The sequence below is a fragment of the Fusobacterium sp. genome (genome assembly GCF_019012925.1).
In the GTDB taxonomy this organism is placed as follows: domain Bacteria; phylum Fusobacteriota; class Fusobacteriia; order Fusobacteriales; family Fusobacteriaceae; genus Fusobacterium_A.
This window is the reverse complement of record NZ_JAGIRL010000043.1, coordinates 53134-77793: the sequence shown is the minus strand read 5'-3', so window position 1 is coordinate 77793 and position 24660 is coordinate 53134. Positions and strand designations below refer to the sequence as shown.

The following is a 24660-nucleotide window of genomic DNA, read 5'->3' as shown; positions in this document are numbered from 1 at the left end:
GTATATTGTATTAGAAATTTGAAAAAATTTCGAGTACTTTATACCTTTTTTTATTTTAAAAATAAAAAAGCCAAAGAGATTAAAAAATCTCTTTAGCTAATTTTAAAACATATAGCTATTAAGTTTGCAACAGCCCCTTTTACTAATCTATATTAAAATATCTTGGGGAAAGATTTATTATGTTTTGATTATACAACTTAATTATGTCTAAAAGGTTACAAAAAAAAGTATTGGAAAAAGAGTTTTATGAAAAAATAGTGTATCAGGTTTCATATAAGAAATCCTGATACACTATCTATTTTTAACTAAAAATATTATTCTTCAGTAGATGAAGTTCCATATTTAGAAAGAAGTTCTTGATTTTCTCTCTTTTCTTCTTCTAACTCTATTTTTTTAGCTGAAAGTTTTATTCTTTGTTTATCTTTATCTATTTCAACTATTTGAGCTTTAATTTTATCTCCAACTTTAAATCTATCTTTTAGATTTTTTATAAAATCTTTAGAAGCCATTTGTGCTGGAATAAATCCATCAACACCCTTGCTTAAGTTTACAAATAATCCAAAGTCCATTATATTTTTAATCTCTTTTTCAATAGTTTGTCCAACTTTGTAGTTTTCAAGAGCTAATTCCCAAGGACTCTTAGTTAAAGCTTTAATACTTCCTTTGATTTTGTTATCATCTAAATTTAGTTCAATTACTTTAAAAGTAACAGTATCTCCAACTGAGAATTTTTTAGTAGCTTCTCCTTGCCAGTTATAATCTGATTGGTGTATAAATACATCAACACCAGGCTCAACTTCTGCAAATAATCCAAAAGGTTTAACATCTAAAACTTTTGCAGATAACTCCTTACCTATAGCAAATCTCTCTTCAGCAGAATCCCAAGGATTTTCATGAAGTTGTTTAATTCCTAATTTTAATTTTCTTTCTTCAGGAACAAATTCAAGAACTTTAACTTTAACAGTATCTCCAACTTGTACAAACTCTCCAAGATTTACTCTCTTTTTATTCCAAGTAAAGTCAGACATGTGGATAAGTCCCTCTACTCCATCAGCGATTTCAACAAAAACTCCATAAGGAAGTAATTTAGTAACTTTACCATCTACAAGTGAGTCTACTCCAACAGTTTCAGCAGTAACCTCCCAAGGATTTCTAGTTAAAGCTTTTATTGAAAGTTTTATATTTTTCTTTTCAGCTTCAAGAGATATTATCTGTCCTTTGATTATATCTCCTTTTTTAAACTCATCAGTAAGTTTTTCTAGTTTTTTCCAAGAGATTTCAGAAATATGAACAAAACCTCTCAAATGACCTATCTTAACAGATAAACCAAAATCTAAAATATCTGTTACAACTGCCTCAACAACATCTCCTACTTTTAATTGAGAAAACTCTTGCTCCTCTTTTTGAAGAGTTATATCTTTTCTTGAGAAAGTTATTTTCTTAGATTTTTTATCCTTATCTAATTGTATATCTTTTATTAGAAGTTGTACCTCTTTACCTATAAAACTATCTCCATCTTTCATATTTATTTCAGATAGAGAGTTAGGTAAGAATCCTTGATGGAATAAAGCTTCTACCATATATCCACCTTTAATTCTTCTAACAATTTTACCAGTTACTATCTCTTTTTTCTCAAAAGCATCTTCTAATTGTTTTAGACTATTTTCCATATCAATTCTTTTTCTAGAACCGATGATGAACTCACCATCTTCTGTTTCTCCAACTAAAAGAATTTCGACCTCGTCACCTATATTATAAGCTGAAAGTTCTTCGTTTTTTACTCTAACACTAGTAGGTTGTCCTTGAACATCAAGATAAGCAAAGTTTCTATCTCTTTGTGCTATGATACCAGTAGCTCTTACCCTTGTTTTTTCCTCTGCTGGTAAGTATTCGTTTAGCAGAGCTTCAAATTCATCATAATTTTCGTTATTATTGTACATTAATGAATCCCCCTTATTTGGTTTTCTATTTTAATTACTATTTCTTCCGGTGTTGAGGCTCCAGCTGTAATACCGATCTTTTCCTTTCCTTGAAACCACTCTTTTTTCAAGTCAGTTTCATCTTGAATAAGATATGTATTAGGATTGTAGCTAGTAGCGATATCATATAATTTTTTAGTATTAGAACTAGTTTTACCACCTATGACAATTAGCAAGTCAACTATTTGAGCCAATTCTTCCACTGCCTCTTGTCTCACCTGTGTAGCTCCACAGACTTTATCTAATATCTCTACATTTGAATAATTTTCTTTTATGTAATTTTTGATTTTTTCAAGCTTTTTCTTATTTAATGTTGTTTGAGTAAGAAGACAATATTTTTTATTAGGATCAAGAGTTATACTTAGCAATTCTTCTAAATCATTGCAAATAGTTACCCTTTTACCAAAAGAGACAATCCCCTTTACTTCAGGATGATTTTTATCTCCTATAAATAATATATCATACCCTTTTTTTTCCATTTCTACAAGTGTTTTTCTAATTTGTGTTACAAAAACACAAGTTGCATCATGTATCTCTACCTTTTTATCTTTTAGAATCTGGAAGATTTTTTCAGAGGTTCCATGAGCTCTAATAATTACAATATCTCCCTCTTGTAGTTCATCTCTTCCTTCTAAAATTGCACTCTCTTCAACTATTTTAAAACCTTGTTCCTCTAAGTTTTTAACTACATGTTCATTATGAACTAACATACCTAAAATATATGTTCTCTTTCCAAAATTACTCTCATCTTCAGAAATCTTATTACAGATATTGATAGCTCCACTTACACCGAAGCAAAATCCCATGTGTTTAGCTCTAATTATCTCCATTATTTTAATCCTCGTTAAATTTTTTTACTTCAATAAGATCAACTAATGCCTCTAGCATCTCATTTTCGTCAGGACCATCAGCAATAAGCTCAAGTTTTCTACCCTGTTCAGCAGCTAGTAACATAAGCCCCATTATACTCTTTCCGTTAATCTCCTCATCATCACATTTTACTGTAATATCTGAATCGTACTCTGTAACTAATTGTACAAAAAGAGAAGAGGGTCTTGCATGTAATCCAGCTTTATTTTTAATTTCAACTATTTTACTTTTCATAATAAAAAAATCTCCTGTACTTAAAAATTAATATGTTTTTTTAGAATATTTTCAACTTCTTCAGCTGAATCACACTCTAAAATAGAATCTCTAATATGTTGAATCTCTTTATAATTAAGATTTCTTATTAAAAATTTAGCGTGTAGAATAGATGTTTCAACCATACTTAAATCTTTAATTCCCATACTCAAAAGAGCTACAATAGCCTTAGATTCACTAGCTAGTTCACCACAGACAGAGATTTTTTTGTTGTATTTGTCTGCTGCTTTTTTCAAATGGTAAATAGCACGTAAAACTGCAGGATTATAACCACTATAAAGGTTGTTAACTGTTTCAGATAGTCTGTCAGTAGCTAATATATATTGTGTCAGGTCATTTGTTCCAACACTAAAAAAATCTACCTCTTTAGCAAAAGCCTCAGCCATCATAACAACAGATGGAACTTCGACCATAATTCCAACTTCAATATTCTCATTAAATGGGACATTTTCATTTTTCAATTCAGACTTAGCTACATTTAAAATAGTATTAGCTTCCCTAACTTCCAAAATAGAAGTGATCATAGGGTACATTATTTTTATATTTTTTTCAGCAGATAGTCTTAGAATAGCTCTAAGTTGAGTTTTAAAGATCTCCTTGTTCTCCAATGAAAATCTAATTCCACGTAAACCTAAAAATGGATTGGTTTCATTTTGCATTTGAAAATAGGAAAGTTGTTTATCAGCACCAATATCAAGAGTTCTGATAATAATAGGTTGTTCTTTTGAAAAGTCTTTTAAAACATCTTTATAAATCTTAAATTGTGTATCTTCAGAAGGAAATTTAGACCTGTTCATATAGAGTAATTCAGTTCTTAAAAGTCCAACACCAGATACTCTACTTCTATCAACTTCTTTTAATTTGTGATGGTTACTATCTCCTAGATTTAGATATAAATTTATAGGAATACCATCTTTTGTAACAGATGGAAGATAACTATTATCTTTAATTGTTTTTAATCTCTCTTTGAACTCTCTCTGTTTAAGTTCGTAATTAAGAATATCTTCATTACTAGGGTTGGTAATAACATATCCAGCTTCTTCAGTAGTATCTAAGATAACTGTTTCACTCCAATTGTAGCTAAAGATATCAGCAACACCCATAAGAGTAGGAATTTTAAGAGCTTTTGCTAAAATAGCAACGTGTGAAGTTTCACCACCATACTCCATTATAATCCCCTTGATATGTATGCCATCCCTATGTAATTTTAGTAACTTTGTAGGGTAGATCTCCTTAGTTATTAAAATCTTATTATGAAAGTTTTTATACCCTTCATTTTCACTTTTAAGAGTATCTAGGAGTCTGTTACAAACATCTTTAATATCTAATCCTCTCTGTCTATATATAGGACTGTCTATATTCTCAAAAAGTTTAATAAATTTTTCTGTAGTTTCAATTATAGCATATTCTGATTTTTTTTGCTTGTTTTGAATACATTTTTTTATATCAGAAATGTATAAAGGATCTCTTAACAGTAGAATATGAGCATCTATCATGGAAAGTTCTTTTTTATCGATTTTTCCATCTAAATCATTTTTTAGAACTACTAGAGATAGCTCAGCTTTTTTTAAGGATTCTTGAAATCTTTGCAATTCAGTTGAAATTTCATCAAAAGAAACAATTTCTTTTTCAGGTTCTAAATAAGTATCTTTCTCTACGTAAATCTCCCCAATAACTATACCTTCGTAAGCACATTTGCCCGATAAAAATTCCATTAAAAAAGCACCCCTTTTAATCCTATATAACTAATTAAAATTATAACTTATTTTGAATTTTTTTTCAATTTTTTTGATAAATAAAAAATATAAATTTATGAGAAAAAAGATATTGATTATATTATGAACATATGCTAAAATTTCTATTAATAAAATTAAACAGTGTAGTTATAAAAGTTATTCAAAAAGTTAAAAAGCGAAAGAATTGTTATTTAATTTTATAAAAATAAGGAGGATTTTTTTAATGAACACAATGCTAGAAATATTTGGTGTTAATTATTTCTCAGAACTTGAGTTAAAGAGCAGGGTGCCGAGCTCTATATTCAAGAAGTTTAAAGCTGTCCAATTAGGAGATGCTGAGATGTCTTTGGAGGTTGCAGATGTCATAGCTAATGCTGTGAAAAGCTGGGCAACTGAAAAAGGAGCAACACATTTTACTCACTGGTTCCAACCACTTACTGAATTAACTGCTGAAAAGCACGAATCTTTCATTTCTGTCACTTCTGAAGGGACAATTATGTCTCAATTTTCTGGAAAAGATCTAATAAAAGGTGAAGCTGATACATCTTCGTTTCCAAATGGTGGATTAAGATCAACATTTGAAGCACGTGGATATACAGCTTGGGATACAAGTTCTCCTATGTTTATAAAAGGGGAAGGGGTAACAAAATCTCTATATATTCCAACTGCATTTGTAGGATATAATGGAGAAGCTCTTGATAAAAAAGTTCCTCTTTTAAGATCAATAAAATCAGTTGAATCACAAGCTTTAAGAATTCAAAAGTTGCTAGGAGATTACGATACAAAACATATAAATGTAACTTTAGGGGTAGAACAAGAGTATTTTTTAGTAGAGAAAGAGTTTTGGGATAGAAGACAGGATTTAGCCTTAGCAGGAAGAACACTATTTGGAAATCTTCCACCAAAAGGGCAGGAGATGAATGACCATTACTATGGAACGATAAAAGAGAGAGTTGAAGTATTTATGTCAGAGCTTGACTCTGAACTTTGGAAATTGGGAGTAATGGCAAAGACAAAACATAATGAAGTAGCACCAAACCAGTTTGAGATAGCACTTATGTTTACAACAGCAAATGTTTCTGTAGATCAGAATCATTTAGCTATGGACACAATAAAAAAAGTGGCAAATAGACATGGATTAGCAGCATTGTTACATGAAAAACCATTCCAAGGTGTAAATGGATCTGGAAAACATTGTAACTGGTCTTTAGCAACAGATACAGGAATAAATTTATTTGATCCAGATAACTTAACTTCAGATAATCTACAATTCCTTTTATATACTATGGCTGTAGTAGAGGGTATTGATAGATATGCAGATGTTTTAAGAGCATGTACAGCAACACCGGGAAATGATCATAGATTAGGTGGACATGAAGCTCCTCCAGCTGTAATCTCTATATTCTTAGGAGAGCAGTTACAAGAGTTGTTTGAAAATATAGGAAAAGCTGATTTTATGGAATCTGCAGATACTACAGAGACAATTGATATGGGAGTTAGAATACCTAAAATAGCTAAAGACTTATCAGATAGAAATAGAACATCTCCTTTTGCTTTTACAGGAAATAAGTTTGAATTTAGAATGCCTGGATCTAGTGCCTCTGCTTCAACACCTGTATTTATGATAAATACAATTGTAGCAGATATTTTAAAAGAGTATGCAGATGTTTTAGAAAAGACAGATCCAACTAAGAATATAAATAAATATGTAATAAAATTGATAAAAGAGAGATATAATCTTCATAAGAGAATAATATTCAATGGAAATGGATATGAAAACTCTTGGATAGTGAAGGCTCAAGAATTGGGACTATCAAATTTAAAAAATACAATAGAGGGTATTCCAGTATACATTAGAGAAGAAACTGTGGAACTTTTTGAAAGAAATGGAGTACTTTCAAGAAATGAATTGTATTCAAGATTTAAAGTGTACAGTGACAGATATAATAAACAGACAAATATAGAGATTTCGACAGCTATAAGGATGGCAAGAAATGAGATATACCCTTGTATCATAAAGTATATAACTAATATTTCTCAAATGATTAATAGTGTTAGAGAGGCTCTTCAAGAGGAGGATTTTATTCAATTTGATAAGGAACACTTGATAAAAGTAATTGGATTTAAAAATCAGTTAAAAAATACAATAACAGAGCTAAATGAAGGATTGAAAAAAGCTATGAGCATAGCTGATGAGTATGAGAGAGCTTGTTATTATCATTCAACACTTGTTCCTGTACTGAATGAAATGAGAGTAGTTGTAGATGCATTAGAGCTATTGGTAGATAAAACTGTATGGCCTATTCCTACATATTATGATCTATTGTTTAGATTATAATTATAATGGAACTTTCCATTTTTATACTTCCAATTGATTTTTAGCGATAAATAGAATATACTATATATACTGAGGATTGAGGGAGATAAAAAATGGAGATAGGAAAAAAAATAAAAAGATTAAGACAGGAAAAATATTTAACTCAAGATGAACTAGCAAGTCGTTGTGAGCTATCAAAAGGTTTTATATCACAGGTGGAAAGAGATTTAACATCGCCATCTATAACCAATCTTGCAGATATTTTAGAAGGATTGGGAACTAATTTGAGAGAGTTTTTTAGTGATGATACAGATGAAAAAATTGTCTTTAATTTAGACGATGCTTTTGAAGTGAGTGATCCCAAATTAAAGTATAAGGTGGAATGGATAATTCCGAATGCTCAAAAAAATCAGATGGAACCAATTTTATTGACGCTGGAAGAGGGTGGAAGATATAAAGAGGAGATTGCTCATGATGGACAGGAGTTTGGCTATGTATTAGAAGGTGAAGTAAATATTCATCTTGGAGATAAAATATTTAAAGCTAAAAAAGGAGAATCTTTTTACTATAACTCTGGAAAGAACCATTATATTTCAAATTGTGCAAAAGGGGTAGCCCAAATTCTATGGGTGTCTACTCCACCATCATTTTAAAAATAATAGAAATAAAAAAGGTGTGAAACACTTTATTGTCTCGCACCTTTTTATATTGTTAATAATAATATTATTTTTTATATGTACAAGCTGTAAAATCACTATATTCAACAGAGTTTACAAGTTTATATCCATACTTCTCAACATCTGGAAAAAATAGTGGAGTTTTAGCTTTTTTAACCTCAATATGAGGTTTTAATTTTGAAATATAGATATTATCTAATGGGTAGTTCTTTATATATGATTCATACACCATAGCTCCACCACAGATAAAAATACTCTTACCTGTACCCTCGTATTTTTTAACTATTTCATCAAAATTATCCTTTGAAGAGATAACGATAACCTCTCTATTTTTTTTCATAAGTTCAAGTGGAACATATTTAGCTGTATTTTTTCCAAAAACTACTACATTTCCAATAGTTTTTTCTTTGTAGTAAGTTAGCTCCTCTTTAGAGTGCCAAAGTAATCCATTTCCTTCAGGAGTCTTATCCCCAATTAGATTATTTTCAGCAACACAAACAATCATATTAACTTCAGGTTTTTTCATTAGATAGCCACCTCGTAAGAAATTTTATCACCATGGTTATAGTTTTCTATAACAACGTCATCAGGTTTAAAATCATAGATAGATGTAAAGTTTTCAATCTTTAGAGTTGCCCCTTGAAACTCCTCTTTCTTAATTTGATCTAAAAGCATTGGCATATGTCTATCATAAATATGTACATTATGAATATTCCAGATGATATCTGCAGGTTCGAGTCCGCATTCCATTGCTACTAATTTATGTAAAACAGAGTATTGGAATACATTGGCAACTAATCCAAGAGCAACATCACAACTTCTCTGTCTAACTTCTAAGTAGAGTTTATTTCCAATAACACTCCATTGAGTAAGGTGTACACAAGGAGTTAATGCCATTTGATCCAGTTCCTCCGGGATCCAAATCTCCGTCATAATTCTTCTACTGTTAGGATTTTTTTTGATCTCATTGATGATATAATCCAACTGACTTTTATAGCCAAAAGTTTTCTTGGCAATTTGATAACCGTAGGCTTTTCCAATTGTACCATCTTCCATTTTCCATTCATCCCAAAATTTACATTTTAGCTTGTTTAACTCTTCAACACTATTTGATTGCATAATCCAAATCCAATATAACTCTCTGATTGGAGCCTTGTTAGGTGCGAATCTAGTTGTAATAAGATGAGCTTCATCAGTGGAATTATCTAATCTAAATTGATAACCAATATAACTTTTATAGTGAGCTGGAGTTCCATCAGCATATTTTGTTCTCACATTACCAGAACTCCAAATTCCATCTCTATCTATAGTTTCAACTATATCTCTATATACTTTATCAAATTTTGACACTGTCTTCCTCCTTAAGATATTTTTTATATTGTATTTATTATAACTTAATAAGCAAATAGTTACTAGAATTTTTTTAAAAAATGGGGGATAAAATTCTCTTGAAAACTATCAGATTAAAATTTGTTCGACGAAATTTTAATTTTTTTTATAAATATAAAACTATATTAAAATAATGATTTTTACGGTATAAAAAAATAAAAAACTCAATAATGTGATTAAAAAATAAACTTAATTTTGAATAAAAAAAGCGCAATTTCATTTTTTTGAAAAAAGTTTCTTGTAATTTATATTTAAATATTGTAAAGTAGAAGACAACAAGAAGATATAGGTATGGAGGAAATAAATGGCAGAGAAAAAAGTTATTGATACACAAGTTGAGTTAACAAATGAGCAAGTAGACATTCATGTAGATGAGCTTGTAACAAAAGCATTAAAAGCTTTAAGTGAGTTTGAAGGATTTACTCAAGAGCAAGTAGATCACATAGTAGCAAAATGTTCAGTAGCTGGGTTAGATGCACATGGAATATTAGCAGAAGCAGCTGTAAAAGAAACAGGAAGAGGAGTTTTTGAGGATAAGGCTGTAAAAAACCATTTTGCTTGTGAATATGTAACAAGTAACTTACGTCATTTAAAGACAGTTGGAGTAATAAATGAAGATAAACTTACAGGAATAACAGAGATAGCTGAGCCTGTAGGAGTAGTTTGTGGAATAGTTCCAACAACAAACCCAACATCAACTGTAATTTTTAAATCATTAATATCATTAAAAACAAGAAATCCAATAATATTTTCATTTCACCCATCAGCACATGAGTGTTCAGCAATGGCAGCAAAAATAATAAGAGATGCAGCTGTAAAAGCTGGAGCACCAGAAAACTGTATACAATGGCTAGAGATGAAATCTATGTATGCAACAGAAGCTTTGATGAAACATGATGGAGTTGCAACAATACTGGCAACAGGTGGAAATGCAATGGTAAAAGCAGCTTACTCTTGTGGAAAACCAGCATTGGGAGTTGGAGCAGGAAACGTACCAGCATATGTTGAAAAATCATGTGTTTTAAAGAGAGCTGTAAATGATATTATACTTTCAAAATCTTTTGACAATGGTATGATTTGTGCTTCAGAACAAGCAGCTATTGTTGATCATGAAATATATAAAGAGTTTATAGATGAGATGAAGCGTTTTAAAGTATACTTTGTAAATGCTGAAGAAAAGATAAAATTAGAGAAGTTTATGTTTGGAGCAGCTGCTTATTCAGAAGAGGCAAGTGGAGCAAAATTAAACTCAGAGGTAGTAGGAAAACCAGCTACATGGATAGCAGAACAAGCAGGATTTAAGGTGCCAAAAGATACTCAAATAATTTGTGCAGAGTGTAAAGAGGTAGGAGTTAATGAGCCTTTAACTAGAGAGAAATTGTCTCCAGTGTTAGCAGTATTAAAAGCAAGTAGTACTGAAGATGGAATTGATAAAGCAGCAGCAATGGTAGAGTTTAATGGTTTAGGACACTCAGCAGCTATTCACACGCAAGATTCAGAGATCTCTAAGAGATTTGGATTTAAATGTAAAGCTATAAGAATAATAGAGAATGCACCATCAACATTTGGAGGAGTAGGATCTGTATACAACGCATTTATTCCATCATTAACATTAGGTTGCGGATCTTATGGACGTAACTCAGTTTCTAATAACGTAAGTGCATTAAACTTATTAAATATCAAAAGAATAGGGAGACGTAATAATAATATGCAATGGGTTAAACTTCCACCAAAAATTTACTTTGAGAAAAACTCAATAAAATATCTTCAAGATATGAAGGATATGAAAAAGGTTATGATAATAACTGATAGAGGAATGTATAATTTAGGATACGTTAAAAAGATTGAAGATGTATTAGTAGGAAGAAGAGACAATGTAGATATAGAGCTATTCTTTGATGTTGAGTCAGATCCAAGCTTTGATATAGTAGAAAAAGGATTGGAATTAATGAATAACTTTAAACCAGATACAATTATTGCTTTAGGTGGAGGATCGCCAATGGATGCTGCTAAAGTAATGTGGTTACTATATGAAAATCCAGAAGTAAACTTTGATGATATAAAACAAAAATTTATGGATATAAGAAAACGTGCATTCAGATTCCCAGAATTAGGAAAAAAAGCTAAATTGGTTTGTATTCCTACAACTTCAGGAACTGGATCAGAAGTAACTCCATTTGCTGTAATAACAGATACTAAAGAGAATAAAAAATATCCATTAACAGATTATTCACTAACACCAACAGTTGCTATAGTAGATCCAGAGTTAGTAATGAGTTTACCAGCTAGTATAGCAGCAGATACAGGAATAGACGTATTAACTCACGCAGTTGAAGCATATGTTTCTATATTAGCATCTGATTTTACAGATGGATGGGCAAAACAAGCAGTTAAATTGGTATTTGATTACTTAGAGGCATCAGTAAAAGAGGGGGCAAAACATCCATGTGCTAGAGAGAAGATGCATAATGCTTCTACAATAGCAGGAATGGCTTTTGCTAATGCGTTCTTAGGAATGAACCACTCACTTGCTCATAAAATAGGTGGAGAGTTCCATATACCTCATGGACGTACAAATGGAATCTTATTACCACATGTAATTAGATACAATGGTACTATACCTACAAAATTAAATATCTGGCCTAAAATTGAGAACTATAAAGCAGATGTAAAATATATGGAATTAGCTCAATTAATAGGATTAAATCCTAGAACTCCAGCTGAAGGGGTACAGATGTTTGCTGATGCTTGTGAAGAGTTATGTAAAAAAGTAGGAGTAGTAAGTAATATCAAATCTCAAGGAATATCAAAAGAGGCTTGGGATGAGGCAATCCACAGAATGGCTATGAATGCTTATGAGGATCAATGTACACCTGCTAACCCTAGAATGCCAATGGTACACGATATGGAAGAGATATTGAGAACTATTTGGGATTATGAGAGCAAATTTGATAAATAATAGAATTTTATAAAATAAGAAGAGAGGCTGTATTTCTGACAGCCTCTCTTAAATTATCTGAGTTTCAAGTGATTGCTATTTTTTTAGAGCATCAGCTACAGCTTCTTTGAACCCTTCAGAAGTATAAGTAGCACCAGCTACATTATCAACTTCTACAGATTGTTTAGCTATGATCTCTGCAGTAAGTTTTTCAATAGCAGGTTCAGCAATCCTCTTAGTTTCCTCCATTTTGATAACTTTTATAGCAACGATTTTATCTCCTTCTGTTTCAACAGAAACAGTGATATCATCTTTGTATCCTAAACCAGTTCCCTCTTTAGTAGCTGCAACAGCAGTTATTGTAAATACAGCCATAAGGCTTAGTAATAGTTTTTTCATAAATCCTCCTAGATTAAAGTGTATTAAGAAAATGAGGCTTGACAAAGTCCACAACCACTACAAACATGTCCAGAGAATGCAACTTTGAGTTTAGCTGCCCTTTGAGCTTTTCTAATCTCAATCATAGGTCCCTCTCCCTCTCCAGTAACATGTTTTTTTAGCATTTCAACAAGGTTATCCATACAAGAGGTATAACCTGCAAGTGGAGCTCCTGAACAATAGTTGTCATCTAGTAATTCTATAACTTTTGTAACTTCCATTCCTGGTAAAAGTTTTCCAATGGCAGCAAGGTTACCTGGACACCCTTTTACTGCAGAGAAAGACTCAATCTTACCATCTTTTACAGATACAGTCATCTCAGTAGAGCAGACACCATAAGTTTTTTCGGTAAAAGTAACATCTTTGTTAATTACCTTAGAAGCCATAGCATTTTGTGCTAATAAAATAGAAGCAAGGATAACAACAGTTTTTTTCATAAAATTCACCTTCCTAAAACAGTATTTTATGTATTTATAACAACAATATATAACATATTATATACATTTTTCAATAAAAATTCAATATTTTTATTAAAATAAGTAATAATATTTTAATAAATGTTGAAAAAATTTAGATTATAAGGTAAAATATATTGATAATATTAAATAGTATAGGAGAGTATTGAATGTTTATAGATGAAGTTGTGATAACTGTCAAGGCAGGAAATGGTGGAGATGGTTCAGCTGCGTTTAGAAGAGAGAAATTTGTCCAGTTCGGTGGTCCAGATGGTGGAGATGGAGGAAATGGAGGAAGTGTAATCTTTGTAGCTGATCCTAATATAAATACACTTATAGATTTTAAATTCAAAAAATTATTTAAAGCTCAAAATGGAGAAAATGGGCAGAAAAAACAGATGTATGGAAAAACAGGAGAGGATTTAGTAATTAAAGTCCCTGTTGGAACACAGGTAAGAGATGTTGAAACTGGAAAACTTTTGCTTGATCTAAATGTAGTGGGCGAGGAGAGAATACTACTTAGAGGTGGAAAGGGTGGATTAGGAAACGTTCACTTTAAATCTTCAGTTAGAAAAACTCCTAAAATAGCAGGAAAAGGTAGAGAAGGAGCAGAGATAAAAGTAAAATTAGAGTTAAAACTTATAGCTGATGTAGCACTAGTAGGTTATCCATCAGTTGGAAAATCAAGTTTTATAAATAAAGTTTCTGCAGCAAACTCAAAGGTAGGAAGTTACCACTTTACAACATTAGAGCCAAAATTGGGAGTTGTAAGATTGGAAGAGGGAAAATCTTTCGTAATAGCTGATATACCAGGACTTATTGAAGGAGCACATGAAGGGGTAGGTCTAGGAGATAAATTCTTAAGACATATTGAAAGATGTAAAATGATTTATCATCTAGTAGATGTGGCTGAGATAGAGGGAAGAGATGCTATAGAAGACTATGAAAAGATCAATACTGAGCTTAGAAAGTTCAGTGAAAAATTAGCTAACAAAAAGCAGATAGTTTTAGCTAATAAGATGGATCTTTTATGGGATATGGAAAAATATGATAAATTTAAAGCATATGTTGAAGCTCAAGGGAATGAAGTTTATCCTGTATCTGTAATTTTAAATGAAGGGATAAAAGAGGTATTGTATAAGAGCTGGAATATGTTAGAAGAGATAGACAGAGAACCATTGGAAGATGAAGCTGATATAGATGAAGTTTTAAGAGAGATCAAGGGAGATAAGGAAGCTTTCATTATCACTCAAGATGAAGAGGGAACATATGTAGTAGAAGGAAGAGTATTAGATGGAGTTCTAGCTAAATATGTTATCACTATGGATGATGAGTCAATAGTAAACTTCTTACATATGATGAGATCTTTAGGAATGGAAGAGGCAATGAGAGAAGCTGGAATTCAAGATGGAGATACTGTAAGAATAGCAGATGTAGAGTTTGAGTACGTAGAGTAATATTCTTAATAATAAATAAGAAAGAAAGTTTTTAAGAGGAAGATATTATCTTAGAGATTGAACTGTATATGTTCATATTTGATAATTTTTCCTCTTTTTTACTAAGATTACTGGGAGGAAAAATGAAAAAGGGAGTAGTGATAGCAGGTCCTACAGGAGTAGGTAAAACTGCACTATCTATAAAGTTGGCTAAAATTTTAAATGCAGATATTATTTCAGCTGATTCAGCTCAAGTATATAAAGGAATGGATATTGGAACAGCTAAAATAACAACTGAAGAGATGGAAGGTGTAAAGCACTATTTGTTGGATATACTGGAGCCTGTAAAAAAATATAGTGTTGGAGACTTTCAAAAAGATGTGGATAAGATACTAAAACAGAAAGAGATAGAAGATAAAGTTGTAATATTAACAGGAGGTACTGGCTTATATATCAACTCTATAACTGAAGGGTTATCAGAACTACCGGCTTCGGATATGAAGATGAGAGAGGAGTTTATGAAGATTTCTTCTGAAGAGCTATATGAAGAGTTGAAACTTGTAGATCCAGAGGGAGCAGAGGAGATACACCCAAATAATAAGAAAAGAGTTGAAAGAGCTTTAGAAGTATATAGATTAACTGGAGAAAAATTTTCTAAACTATCTAAAAAAAATATAAAAAATAATAATTATAGTTTTTTAAAAATTGCTTTAGAAAGAGGGAGAGAGAACCTCTATGAAAGGATAAACTTGAGAGTAGATATGATGATAGAGGCTGGATTGGAGCAGGAAGTTAAGAGACTATATGACATCTATGGAGATGTTTTAAGAAAGATCAATATAATAGGTTACTCAGAGTTTATAGATTACTTCAATGGAAGGTTAACCTATGAAGAAGCTGTAAATATGATAAAGCAAAATTCTAGAAGATATGCAAAAAGACAGTTTACTTGGTTTAAAAATGATCACACATATATTTGGTATAATTTAGAAGAGTTATCAGAAGATGAGATTATAGAGGATGTACTAAAAAAATTAAATAGTAAAATGGACAATTAAATTCTTGATAAAAATATATGGATATGGTATTATTTATAGTGATAAGGAATGGTGTATATTATAATGAGAAGAATTTTTATTTTTATTATTTCTGTTGTTTTTTTTACAGGATGTTCTAATATAGTAAGCAAAAAAGAATTTACAATGGAAGAAAAAAGAGAGCTTATAGTCTTAGTTGAACAGATAAGAGATGAACTAAAAATGGGCGAAACAAAACTTCTAGAAGAGACGCTTGTCCCTAGTATTAGAAATAATTTTGTAAAAGATGAGATAGAGAGTATTGACTTTTCAAAGATTAATATATTGAGTTCAAAGCCTGTTTTTTTAGGAGATAGGGCACAAAATATAATAGGTATTATTTTTCAGAATAACACTCTATACTATAGTGTGGATTACTCTTTAAAAAGTGATGGGTGGAAAATAAGTAAAATTAAAGAAAGAAGGGAATAGGAATGAAACCAAATGAAGTGAAGATCACAGTTCCTTCTTCTTTAGAAAATTTATCTTTAATAAGAGCTATGGTAAAAACATATCTAGAACTACATCAAGTGAGCCAAAAAGATGTGTTTCAACTTTTATCAGTGGTAGATGAACTTTCAACAAACGTAGTTGAACACGGGTATGAGTATAAGCCTGGAGATATCATTTTAGAAATTCAAAAATCAAACGATATTATTCGTTTAATTGTAGAAGATAATGGTGTGGGGTTTGATGAAGAGAAATTGAGTAAAGAAGAGGGTGGAATGGGTCTTTTTATAGCAAGAGCCATTGCAGATGACTTTAGAATCGAAAAGAAATTAAATGGAACATTGTTTAGAGTAGAAAAAAAAGTTAAGGAGGCATAAAATGATGAGCAATTTTGAAATACTTGAAAAAAATGTTGGGGAAATTAAAGAGTTAAAAGTGATAGGAGAGTTAGATGCTTTAGTAGCACCTAAGTTAAAAGAGAGAATAACAAAATTAGTAGAAGCTGATTCTACAAAATTTATAATTGATTTTGAGGAAGTTACTCATATCAACAGCTTGGCTATGGGAATTTTAAGAGGAAAGTTAAAAGTTGTTAAAGAGATGGGTGGAGATATAAAGCTTATCAAATTAAATGAACATATAAAAACAATATTTGAGATGATAGGATTAGATGAGATATTTGAAATATATGAAACAGAAGATGAGGCAATAGCAAGTTTTAAATAATAGATAAGTAGGAAGGAAATAATTATGAATACAGTTTTAGGAATAGGTTTGATAATAATCGGACTAGGAATAGTATTTGCTATTCTTTATAAAAAGTCTGTTATAGATAAAAAGATAAATGAGTTAAATGACTTAGAAGATGAAGTAGCAAAATCAAAGATAAAGGCCCAAGAAATAGTTGAAAATGCAGAGAAAAATGCACACGCAAGAGGAAAAGAGATCGAATTAAAGGCAAAAGAACACGCATATTCAATAAAAGAGGAAGCTGAAAAAGAGATAAAAAATGCTAAAAATGAGCTTTTACAAAAAGAAGCTAGACTTACTAAAAAAGAGGAAACTTTAGATAATAAGATTGAGAAGTTAGAGTTAAAAAGCCAAGAGTTAGAGAGAACTACAGAGGAATTAGAAGCTAAAAAAGATGAGATAGAAGCTATAAAATTAAAACAAGAAGATGAATTAGAGAGAATCTCTGGATTATCTAAAGTTGAGGCAAAGGAGATTTTAATCTCTAAGTTAAGAGATGATTTAACTCATGAAACAGCTGTAGCAATTAGAGAGTTTGAAAATAAGCTTGAAGATGAAAAGGATAGAATTTCAAGAAGAATTTTATCAACTGCTATTGGTAAAGCTTCTGCTGAGTATGTAGTAGATGCTACAGTGTCAGTTGTAAACCTACCTAATGATGAGATGAAAGGAAGAATTATAGGTAGAGAAGGAAGAAATATTAGAGCTATTGAGGCTTTAACAGGTGTAGATATAATAATAGATGATACTCCAGAAGCAGTTGTATTATCTAGTTTTGATGGAGTAAAAAGAGAGATAGCTAGACTTGCTATTGAAAAATTAATTACTGATGGTAGAATACACCCAGGAAAAATTGAAGAGGTAGTTAATAAAGCAAGAAAAGAGATTGACAAAGAGATAGTAGATGCTGGAGAGGGAGCTATGATAGAGCTTGGAATTCCTGGAATGCATCCTGAAATTATAAAAACTTTAGGAAGATTAAAGTTCAGAACAAGTTATGGACAAAATGTACTTACTCACTCAATTGAAGTTGCAAAACTTTCAGCTAACTTAGCAGCAGAGATAGGTGCAGATACAGAATTAGCAAAAAGAGCTGGATTATTACACGACGTAGGAAAAGTATTAGAAAGTGATATAGAGTCTTCTCATGCACTTATTGGTGGAGAGTTCTTAAAGAAATTCGGAGAGAAGCCAGAGGTTATAAATGCAGTTATGGCTCACCATAATGAAGTTGAGTTTGAAACTGTTGAAGCAATAATTGTTCAAGCAGCAGATGCTGTTTCAGCTTCAAGACCAGGGGCTAGAAGAGAGACATTGACAGCTTACTTGAAGAGATTAGAGAGTCTTGAAGAGATTGCAAATTCATTCTCAGGAGTGGAGTCATCTTTTGCAATTCAAGCAGGTAGAGAGCTTAGAATAATAGTAAATCCTGAAGCTATGTCAGATGATGAGGCTACAAAAATGGCTAGAGATGTGGCTAAGAAAATAGAGGATTCAATGCAATATCCTGGACAAATAAAAGTAACTATAGTTAGAGAAACAAGAGCTGTAGATTACGCTAAATAAGAGAGTGGATTCCCTAGTATATAACTAATTATATATTGGGGAATTTTTTATAAAATTGAGAAGGAGAGTTATATGAAAACATATTTAGTCACAGGAGCAGCTGGTTTTATAGGTGTAAATTTTGTAAAATATATGCTGGAAAAGTATAGAGATACAGCTGAGATAATTGTTTTAGATAAGTTGACTTATGCTGGAAATAAAGAGAGCTTGAGAGATGAGATAGAGAGTGGAAAGATAGAGTTTGTAAGAGGAGATATTGGGAATAAAGAGCTAGTAGAGAGTATTTTTTCAAGATATGACATAGATTATGTTGTAAACTTTGCAGCAGAATCTCATGTGGATAGAAGTATATTAGGACCTAGAGTGTTTTTGGAAACTAATATATTAGGGACTCAAAACCTTTTAGAAGTAGCAAAAGATAGTTGGACAATAGGAAAAGATGAAAATGGTTATCCTTTTTATAAAGAGGGGAAAAAATATATTCAAATCTCTACAGATGAAGTGTATGGATCTCTAGTGAAGGATTATTCAGATGCAAGAGAACTACATTTAGAAAAGAGTGTAAAAAGTGTAGTTGAAGGAAGAAAAAATTTAAAAACTTATGGTAAGAGATTTTTTACAGAGGAGACACCGTTAGATCCTAGATCTCCATACTCATCTTCAAAGGCATCTGGAGATATGATAGTAAAAGCTTATGCAGAAACATATAAATTACCAATGAACATAACAAGATGTTCAAATAACTATGGTCCATATCAATTTCCAGAAAAATTAATACCTTTGATAATAAAAAATATATTAGAAGGAAAGAAATTACCAGTCTATGGAGATGGAAGTAATGTTAGAGATTGGTTGTATGTAAGAGATCACAATAAGGCAGTGGATATGGTGATAAATGCTGGAAAATTGGGAGAGATATACAATATTGGTGGTTTTAATGAGGAAAAAAATATAAATATAGTAAAATTGACAATTGATACCATAAAGAGATTGATGAAAGAGGAGCCTGAGTATAGGAAGATATTAAAAACAGATATTGAGAATATAAATTATGATTTGATAACCTATGTTCAAGATAGATTGGGACATGATGCTAGATATGCAATAGATCCAACTAAAATAGCTGTGGAACTAGGTTGGTATCCAGAGACTCCTTTTGACAAAGGAATAGAGTTGACAATAAGATGGTATTTAGAGAATCAAGAGTGGGTTGAGAACCTGAAATAGATACGAACAAAAAAAGAGGACTATTTTTAGTAGTTCTCTTTTTTTATGGCTAAATATATAGAAAATAACGAACAAAAAATAAAAAAAATTGAAGGTATTATTTTAGGGAAGAGAGTGATAGAATATATAAAACAAGAAACAAAGGGCGAAGGAGAAAAGGTTATGAGAGAAATAATTAATTTAGTCAATGATCTATTGTGGGGAAAGAATATCTTGGTTGTTATGCTGATAGGAGCAGCTATATATTTAAGTATAAAAACAAATTTTATGCAATTTAGATTGTTTGGAGATATAGTAAAGATACTAGGAAAGAGAGAGGAAAATGGAGAGGGAGTAAGCTCTTTAGAAGCGTTTTTCTTGGGAACAGCTTGTAGAGTTGGAGCTGGAAATATAACAGGTGTAGTGGCAGCTATAGCTGTTGGTGGACCAGGAGCTATATTCTGGATGTGGGTAGTGGCTCTTTTAGGAGCAGCAACATCTTTTATAGAGTCAACTTTAGCAGTTATGTATAGAGAGAAGGTTGGAAATAAAGAGTATAGAGGAGGAACTCCTTGGATAATAGAGAAGCGTTTAAATAAGAGATGGTTGGGAATAATATATGCTATTGCATCATTAATTTGCTATGTGGGAGTTATTCAAGTTATGTCGAACTCTGTGACACAATCAATAAATAATGCTTATGGTTATGGAGTGAAAGAGATTGCAATAGTTTTAGCAATAATAGTTGGAGTGATTGTATTTTTCAGAGGGAAAAAAGATACTATTATAGTGGCTTTAAATAAGATTGTACCAGTGATGGCTATCCTATATTTAGTATTAGTAGCTTATGTAGTGGTAACAAATCTCACAGCTATTCCAAGTATGTTGGAGACTATAGTAAAACAAGCTTTTGGAATAAAAGAGGTAGCAGGTGGAGGAATAGGAATAGTTATAATGCAGGGAGTAAGAAGAGGACTATTTTCTAATGAAGCAGGAAGTGGAGATTCTAACTATGCAGCAGCTGTTGTTGATATTGATGAACCGGCTAAGCAAGGTATGGTTCAGGCTCTAGGAGTGTTTGTAGATACACTTATAGTTTGTAGTGCAACTGCGTTTATAATACTACTTGCAGATCCAGAAGTGGTAGAAGCAGGAAAGAAAATTGGAGAGATGGCGATGTTCCAAGAGGCAATAAAGAGTCATATAGGATGGATAGGAATTCCTTTCACAATAGTTGTATTATTCTTCTTCTCATTAAGTACAATATTAGCTGTAACATTTTATGGTAAGAATGCTATAAATTTCATAATGGAATCTAAAGAGATGAGATATCTATACCATATAGTTGTGGTATTGATGGTATACGTTGGAGGAATAGAGCAGAATCTTTTCGTTTGGTCATTAGCAGATTTTGGATTGGGAATAATGACCGTAATAAATATAATATGTATATTGCCAATTGCTAAGGAGGCTATTGAAGAACTAAAGAAATACGAGTTGAAATTAAAGAAAAAATAGGAAAAAAATACCCTTTTTAAAAAGGGTATTTTTTAATAAAGTTGACTATTTTGATAAAGAATTATATAATGTGAGTATATTATATAATTAAGAGGTGTAAAAATGGAAAAATTAAATAAAATAGAGTTAGAAAAAATATTATTAGAGATGAAAGAGAATGGAAAATACAGGGAGTTTCATGATATGATATTAGATGATTATGAGGAGCATCAAATTGTATACAAATTAGAGCCAGATGAGATGGCAGCTCTTGCATATAGAAATGGAACAATCCCTTTTAAAATGAAAGAGTTTTATGATTGGCATGAAATGAATCTACTTGTAGAAGAGGATTTGGAATAAATGTGAGGTGAAGAATGGAGAATTTAGAGTGTTTGGAAAAGTGGTTTAAAGCTTTTTATTCTATAGGTGCAGATGAAAGTGGAGGTGTAACTAGACTAGGTTATACTAAAAATGAAGATGTTATGCACGGGGCTATTAGAAATATAGCTAGAGAGTTGGGACTGAAATATTCCAGTGATGAGGTAGGAAATACATATATCTATGAGGAGAATTGGTCTGAGTATTATTTGATGGGATCTCATTTGGACTCTGTTATAAATGGTGGAAGATATGATGGTGTAGTTGGAGTAGTAGCTGGATTATTGGTTTTAAAATGGATAAAAGAGAATAATTTAAATATTCCATTGAAGGTAGCAGCCTTTAGATGCGAGGAATCTAGTGCTTTTGGAATAGCAACTGTAGGAAGTGGCTTGGTAACTAAGAAGATAGATGTTGAAAAACTGAAAGCTGTAAGAAATGTAGAGGGGATCTCTCTATATGAGATGTTAAAATTTAGAGGGTATAATCCAGAGTGTGAAAAAATATCAGGAATAAAAAAATATTTTGAGGTTCATATAGAGCAAGGTCGTATTTTAGAGAATAACAATTTAAAAATTGGAATAGTTGATGCTATAGCTAATGCTACGAGATATTGGTTGACAATAGAGGGAAGGCAGGATCATTCGGGAGCAGCACCTATGGGAATGAGAAAAGATGCACTTTGTGCAGGAGCAGAGATAGTGTGTGAACTAGAGAAATTAGCTCTAGTGGAAAAAGAGAATAAGAGTGTAGCAACAGTTGGATTTTTGCAAAATTCTCCAAATGCTTTTAATGTAGTGCCTGGAAGAGTAAAACTTGGAATAGATATTAGAGGAGTGGATTGGGAGAGTATCCAAAGAATTGATAGGTCTATTGAAAAGATAATAGAGGATATTTGTGGTAGAAGAGAGTTAGAGTATAAGTTGGAGTCAGTTTCAAAGGGCAAACCAGTAATACTGGATAAGGAGTTGTTATTGGATTTGGAGAATACTGCTAGAGAGTTAAATATAGATTATATGATAATGAATAGTGGAGCAGGACATGATGCTATGAAGTTTTGGGATATTGCTCCTACAGGAATGGTATTCATACCTTGTAAAGAGGGAATAAGCCATAATATTGCTGAAGATATTGATGTTGAAGATATAATACTTGGAAGTAAAATAATATATGAATACTTAAAAAAACTATTGACAGTTACGAGTAAATGATTTATTATTAAGTTATGAGAAAAATAGCACTCATTGATAAAGAGTGCTAATAAGTTGGAGGGATAGAACAATGAAGATAAAACCTATTGGTGAAAGAGTTTTGGTTAAGCTTGTTAAATTAGAGGAAAAAACAGTGAGTGGAATTATTCTTCCGGGATCAGATGACAAAGAAAAATCAAATATTGGTGAAGTAATAGCTGTAGGAAAAGGTGAGAAAGTTTCTGAAATAGTAGTTGGAGATAAAGTAGTTTATTCAAAATTCTCAGGAACTGAGATCAAAGATGGCGAAGATAGATATTTAATATTGAATATAGAAGATGTATTAGCAATAGTAGAGTAATTATCGGAGGGATTGAAAATGGCAAAAATTTTAAAATTTAATGAGGAAGCTAGAAAAAAACTTGAATCAGGAGTAAATACTTTAGCAGATGCTGTAAAAGTTACATTGGGACCTAGAGGTAGAAATGTAGTTTTAGAAAAAAGTTATGGAGCTCCTTTAATCACTAATGATGGTGTTTCAATAGCTAAAGAGATTGAATTGGAAGATCCTTTTGAAAATATGGGAGCTCAACTGATAAAAGAGGTAGCGACTAAAGCTAATGATGTGGCTGGAGATGGAACAACTACTGCAACTATATTAGCTCAAGCTATTGTAAAAGAGGGATTAAAAATGGTTAGTGCTGGAGCTAATCCTATGTTTATAAAAAAAGGTATAGAGAAGGCAACTAAAGAGGTAATTACTCACTTAAAAGCTAGAGCTAAAAAGATAAAATCAAATGATGAGATAGCTCAAGTAGCATCTATTTCAGCAGGAGATGAGGAGATAGGAAAATTGATTGCTCAAGCTATGGAAAAAGTTGGTGAAACAGGAGTAATAACTGTTGAAGAGGCAAAATCTTTAGAAACAACTTTGGAAGTAGTTGAAGGAATGCAATTTGATAAGGGGTATGTATCTCCATATATGGTAACGGATTCTGAGAGAATGGTGGCAGAGCTAGATAATCCATTTATTCTTATAACTGATAAAAAAATATCAAATATGAAAGATATACTACCAATATTGGAGCAGACAGTTCAAACTTCAAGACCTGTACTTATTATAGCAGATGAGTTGGAGGGAGAAGCTTTAACTACTTTAGTTATAAATAAATTGAGAGGAACTTTAAATGTAGTAGCTGTTAAAGCACCTGCTTTTGGAGATAGAAGAAAAGCGATGTTAGAGGATATAGCTATACTTACAGGTGGAGAGGTAATCTCTGAAGAGAAGGGATTGAAATTAGAGGAGACTACTATACCACAGTTAGGAAGTGCTAAAAAGGTAAAAGTAACTAAAGATGCTACGATAATAGTAGATGGAGTTGGAGAAGAAGAGATAATAGCAGCTAGAGTTAATTCTATAAAAAATCAGATAATGGAATCAACTTCAGATTATGATAAAGAAAAATTACAAGAGAGACTTGCAAAACTTTCAGGTGGAGTGGCAGTTATAAAAGTTGGTGCTGCAACTGAAGTGGAGATGAAAGATAAAAAACTTAGAATCGAAGATGCTTTGAATGCAACTAGAGCTGGAGTGGAAGAGGGGATAGTACCTGGTGGAGGAACTATATTAGTAGAGATTGCTAAGGATATGGATGAATTTAAGTTATCTGGAGAAGAGGGAATAGGAGTGGAGATTGTTAAAAAAGCATTGACAGCACCTTTGAGACAGATAGCAGAAAATGCAGGAATAGATGGAGCAGTTGTATTAGAAAAAGTAAAAGATATGCCAGAAGGATTTGGATTTAATGCTTCTACAGAAAAATATGTGGATATGATAGAGGAGGGGATATTAGATCCAGTAAAAGTTACTAGATCAGCTATTCAAAATGCTGCATCAGTATCAGCGTTAATCTTGACAACAGAGGTTTTGGTAGTGAGTAAAAAAGAGCCTAAACAACCAGAGATGAATCCAGGAATGATGCCAGGAATGATGTAGAAGTAAGGGAGAATTTTTTCTCCCTTTTTTTCTAAATATG

Annotated in this window: 23 protein-coding genes; 15 read left to right on the top strand and 8 right to left on the bottom strand. The window is 31.7% G+C overall.

What is annotated here, in order from left to right; genetic code table 11:
- Window positions 1-314: 314 nt before the first annotated feature.
- The 4 genes from QZ286_RS07935 to ptsP are packed head-to-tail and all read right to left on the bottom strand — an operon-like array spanning window position 315 to window position 4837.
- A complete protein-coding gene (locus QZ286_RS07935; protein ID WP_291256421.1) occupies window positions 315-1940 on the bottom strand; it encodes a 30S ribosomal protein S1 in 1626 nt (541 codons plus the stop codon).
- Entirely contained in the window at window positions 1940-2809 is an 870-nt protein-coding gene (gene ispH / locus QZ286_RS07930; RefSeq protein WP_291256420.1) for a 4-hydroxy-3-methylbut-2-enyl diphosphate reductase, read from the bottom strand. The genes QZ286_RS07935 and ispH overlap by 1 nt, the downstream gene beginning before the upstream one ends.
- Before the next feature lie 4 nt (window positions 2810-2813).
- Window positions 2814-3083 carry an HPr family phosphocarrier protein gene (locus QZ286_RS07925; protein WP_291256419.1) on the bottom strand — a complete coding sequence of 90 codons (270 nt, stop codon included), beginning with the start codon at window positions 3081-3083 and terminating at the stop codon, window positions 2814-2816.
- Window positions 3084-3103: 20 nt separating this feature from the next.
- Window positions 3104-4837 carry a phosphoenolpyruvate--protein phosphotransferase gene (gene ptsP / locus QZ286_RS07920; RefSeq protein WP_291256418.1) on the bottom strand — a complete coding sequence of 578 codons (1734 nt, stop codon included), beginning with the start codon at window positions 4835-4837 and terminating at the stop codon, window positions 3104-3106.
- Window positions 4838-5081: 244 nt separating this feature from the next.
- Between ptsP and QZ286_RS07915 the strand changes: the two genes are divergently transcribed.
- Together QZ286_RS07915 and QZ286_RS07910 are read left to right on the top strand one after the other, a co-directional pair.
- Entirely contained in the window at window positions 5082-7196 is a 2115-nt protein-coding gene (locus QZ286_RS07915; protein ID WP_291256417.1) for a glutamine synthetase III, read from the top strand.
- 92 nt (window positions 7197-7288) lie between these two features.
- On the top strand, window positions 7289-7828 hold the full coding sequence (locus QZ286_RS07910; protein WP_291256416.1) for a helix-turn-helix domain-containing protein: 540 nt from the start codon (window positions 7289-7291) through the stop codon (window positions 7826-7828).
- Window positions 7829-7898: 70 nt separating this feature from the next.
- Here QZ286_RS07910 and QZ286_RS07905 read toward each other — a convergent pair whose 3' ends face one another.
- Both QZ286_RS07905 and thyA read right to left on the bottom strand, forming a co-directional pair.
- Window positions 7899-8378 carry a dihydrofolate reductase gene (locus tag QZ286_RS07905; RefSeq protein WP_291256415.1) on the bottom strand — a complete coding sequence of 160 codons (480 nt, stop codon included), beginning with the start codon at window positions 8376-8378 and terminating at the stop codon, window positions 7899-7901.
- Entirely contained in the window at window positions 8378-9202 is an 825-nt protein-coding gene (gene thyA / locus QZ286_RS07900) for a thymidylate synthase (RefSeq protein ID WP_291256414.1), read from the bottom strand. The genes QZ286_RS07905 and thyA overlap by 1 nt, the downstream gene beginning before the upstream one ends.
- Before the next feature lie 343 nt (window positions 9203-9545).
- Between thyA and adhE the strand changes: the two genes are divergently transcribed.
- A complete protein-coding gene (gene adhE / locus QZ286_RS07895; protein ID WP_291256413.1) occupies window positions 9546-12200 on the top strand; it encodes a bifunctional acetaldehyde-CoA/alcohol dehydrogenase in 2655 nt (884 codons plus the stop codon).
- A 75-nt stretch (window positions 12201-12275) separates the two neighbouring features.
- Here adhE and QZ286_RS07890 read toward each other — a convergent pair whose 3' ends face one another.
- Together QZ286_RS07890 and QZ286_RS07885 are read right to left on the bottom strand one after the other, a co-directional pair.
- Complete coding sequence (locus tag QZ286_RS07890) at window positions 12276-12578, bottom strand: FMN-binding protein (RefSeq protein WP_291256412.1); 303 nt, start codon at window positions 12576-12578, stop codon at window positions 12276-12278.
- A gap of 23 nt (window positions 12579-12601) precedes the next feature.
- Window positions 12602-13054, bottom strand: coding sequence for a TSCPD domain-containing protein (locus QZ286_RS07885; protein WP_291256411.1), 453 nt, complete (start codon window positions 13052-13054; stop codon window positions 12602-12604).
- 188 nt (window positions 13055-13242) lie between these two features.
- On the opposite strand from QZ286_RS07885, the gene obgE reads away from it, so the two are divergent.
- The 12 genes from obgE to groL all read left to right on the top strand — a co-directional run bounded on the left by obgE (window position 13243) and on the right by groL (window position 24620).
- Window positions 13243-14529: a GTPase ObgE gene (gene obgE / locus QZ286_RS07880; protein ID WP_291256410.1), complete on the top strand. Its 1287-nt coding sequence runs from the start codon at window positions 13243-13245 to the stop codon at window positions 14527-14529.
- 122 nt (window positions 14530-14651) lie between these two features.
- Complete coding sequence (gene miaA / locus QZ286_RS07875) at window positions 14652-15566, top strand: tRNA (adenosine(37)-N6)-dimethylallyltransferase MiaA (protein ID WP_291256409.1); 915 nt, start codon at window positions 14652-14654, stop codon at window positions 15564-15566.
- A gap of 63 nt (window positions 15567-15629) precedes the next feature.
- Window positions 15630-16016, top strand: a complete 387-nt coding sequence (locus QZ286_RS07870) for a hypothetical protein (protein ID WP_291256408.1) — start codon at window positions 15630-15632, stop codon at window positions 16014-16016.
- 2 nt (window positions 16017-16018) lie between these two features.
- Window positions 16019-16411 (top strand): ATP-binding protein, encoded by a 393-nt coding sequence (locus tag QZ286_RS07865; protein ID WP_291256407.1) that lies wholly within the window; start codon window positions 16019-16021, stop codon window positions 16409-16411.
- A gap of 1 nt (window position 16412) precedes the next feature.
- Window positions 16413-16760 (top strand): STAS domain-containing protein, encoded by a 348-nt coding sequence (locus QZ286_RS07860; RefSeq protein WP_291256406.1) that lies wholly within the window; start codon window positions 16413-16415, stop codon window positions 16758-16760.
- A gap of 24 nt (window positions 16761-16784) precedes the next feature.
- Window positions 16785-18350 (top strand): ribonuclease Y, encoded by a 1566-nt coding sequence (gene rny, locus QZ286_RS07855; protein WP_291256405.1) that lies wholly within the window; start codon window positions 16785-16787, stop codon window positions 18348-18350.
- 72 nt (window positions 18351-18422) lie between these two features.
- The gene (locus QZ286_RS07850; protein WP_291256404.1) at window positions 18423-19577 is read left to right on the top strand and encodes a dTDP-glucose 4,6-dehydratase; all 1155 of its coding nucleotides are present in this window, start codon (window positions 18423-18425) and stop codon (window positions 19575-19577) included.
- 162 nt (window positions 19578-19739) lie between these two features.
- Complete coding sequence (locus QZ286_RS07845) at window positions 19740-21074, top strand: sodium:alanine symporter family protein (protein ID WP_291256424.1); 1335 nt, start codon at window positions 19740-19742, stop codon at window positions 21072-21074.
- 102 nt (window positions 21075-21176) lie between these two features.
- Window positions 21177-21416, top strand: coding sequence for a hypothetical protein (locus QZ286_RS07840; RefSeq protein ID WP_291256403.1), 240 nt, complete (start codon window positions 21177-21179; stop codon window positions 21414-21416).
- Window positions 21417-21430: 14 nt separating this feature from the next.
- Entirely contained in the window at window positions 21431-22645 is a 1215-nt protein-coding gene (locus tag QZ286_RS07835) for a M20 family metallo-hydrolase (protein ID WP_291256402.1), read from the top strand.
- A gap of 70 nt (window positions 22646-22715) precedes the next feature.
- Complete coding sequence (locus tag QZ286_RS07830; protein ID WP_291256401.1) at window positions 22716-22985, top strand: co-chaperone GroES; 270 nt, start codon at window positions 22716-22718, stop codon at window positions 22983-22985.
- Between the two features lie 18 nt (window positions 22986-23003).
- Window positions 23004-24620 (top strand): chaperonin GroEL, encoded by a 1617-nt coding sequence (gene groL / locus QZ286_RS07825; protein WP_291256400.1) that lies wholly within the window; start codon window positions 23004-23006, stop codon window positions 24618-24620.
- Window positions 24621-24660 lie beyond the last annotated feature (40 nt).

Coding starts and splice junctions, on each gene's coding strand:
- QZ286_RS07835 (WP_291256402.1), top strand. CDS start 21,431: ATGGAGAATTTAGAGTGTTTGGAAAAGTGGTTTAAAGCTTTTTATTCT.
- adhE (WP_291256413.1), top strand. CDS start 9,546: ATGGCAGAGAAAAAAGTTATTGATACACAAGTTGAGTTAACAAATGAG.
- QZ286_RS07860 (WP_291256406.1), top strand. CDS start 16,413: ATGATGAGCAATTTTGAAATACTTGAAAAAAATGTTGGGGAAATTAAA.
- QZ286_RS07850 (WP_291256404.1), top strand. CDS start 18,423: ATGAAAACATATTTAGTCACAGGAGCAGCTGGTTTTATAGGTGTAAAT.
- QZ286_RS07845 (WP_291256424.1), top strand. CDS start 19,740: ATGAGAGAAATAATTAATTTAGTCAATGATCTATTGTGGGGAAAGAAT.
- rny (WP_291256405.1), top strand. CDS start 16,785: ATGAATACAGTTTTAGGAATAGGTTTGATAATAATCGGACTAGGAATA.
- QZ286_RS07885 (WP_291256411.1), bottom strand. CDS start 13,054: ATGAAAAAAACTGTTGTTATCCTTGCTTCTATTTTATTAGCACAAAAT.
- miaA (WP_291256409.1), top strand. CDS start 14,652: ATGAAAAAGGGAGTAGTGATAGCAGGTCCTACAGGAGTAGGTAAAACT.
- groL (WP_291256400.1), top strand. CDS start 23,004: ATGGCAAAAATTTTAAAATTTAATGAGGAAGCTAGAAAAAAACTTGAA.
- QZ286_RS07935 (WP_291256421.1), bottom strand. CDS start 1,940: ATGTACAATAATAACGAAAATTATGATGAATTTGAAGCTCTGCTAAAC.
- QZ286_RS07830 (WP_291256401.1), top strand. CDS start 22,716: ATGAAGATAAAACCTATTGGTGAAAGAGTTTTGGTTAAGCTTGTTAAA.
- QZ286_RS07840 (WP_291256403.1), top strand. CDS start 21,177: ATGGAAAAATTAAATAAAATAGAGTTAGAAAAAATATTATTAGAGATG.
- ispH (WP_291256420.1), bottom strand. CDS start 2,809: ATGGAGATAATTAGAGCTAAACACATGGGATTTTGCTTCGGTGTAAGT.
- QZ286_RS07905 (WP_291256415.1), bottom strand. CDS start 8,378: ATGAAAAAACCTGAAGTTAATATGATTGTTTGTGTTGCTGAAAATAAT.
- ptsP (WP_291256418.1), bottom strand. CDS start 4,837: ATGGAATTTTTATCGGGCAAATGTGCTTACGAAGGTATAGTTATTGGG.
- QZ286_RS07865 (WP_291256407.1), top strand. CDS start 16,019: ATGAAACCAAATGAAGTGAAGATCACAGTTCCTTCTTCTTTAGAAAAT.
- QZ286_RS07910 (WP_291256416.1), top strand. CDS start 7,289: ATGGAGATAGGAAAAAAAATAAAAAGATTAAGACAGGAAAAATATTTA.
- obgE (WP_291256410.1), top strand. CDS start 13,243: ATGTTTATAGATGAAGTTGTGATAACTGTCAAGGCAGGAAATGGTGGA.
- QZ286_RS07870 (WP_291256408.1), top strand. CDS start 15,630: ATGAGAAGAATTTTTATTTTTATTATTTCTGTTGTTTTTTTTACAGGA.
- QZ286_RS07915 (WP_291256417.1), top strand. CDS start 5,082: ATGAACACAATGCTAGAAATATTTGGTGTTAATTATTTCTCAGAACTT.
- QZ286_RS07925 (WP_291256419.1), bottom strand. CDS start 3,083: ATGAAAAGTAAAATAGTTGAAATTAAAAATAAAGCTGGATTACATGCA.
- QZ286_RS07890 (WP_291256412.1), bottom strand. CDS start 12,578: ATGAAAAAACTATTACTAAGCCTTATGGCTGTATTTACAATAACTGCT.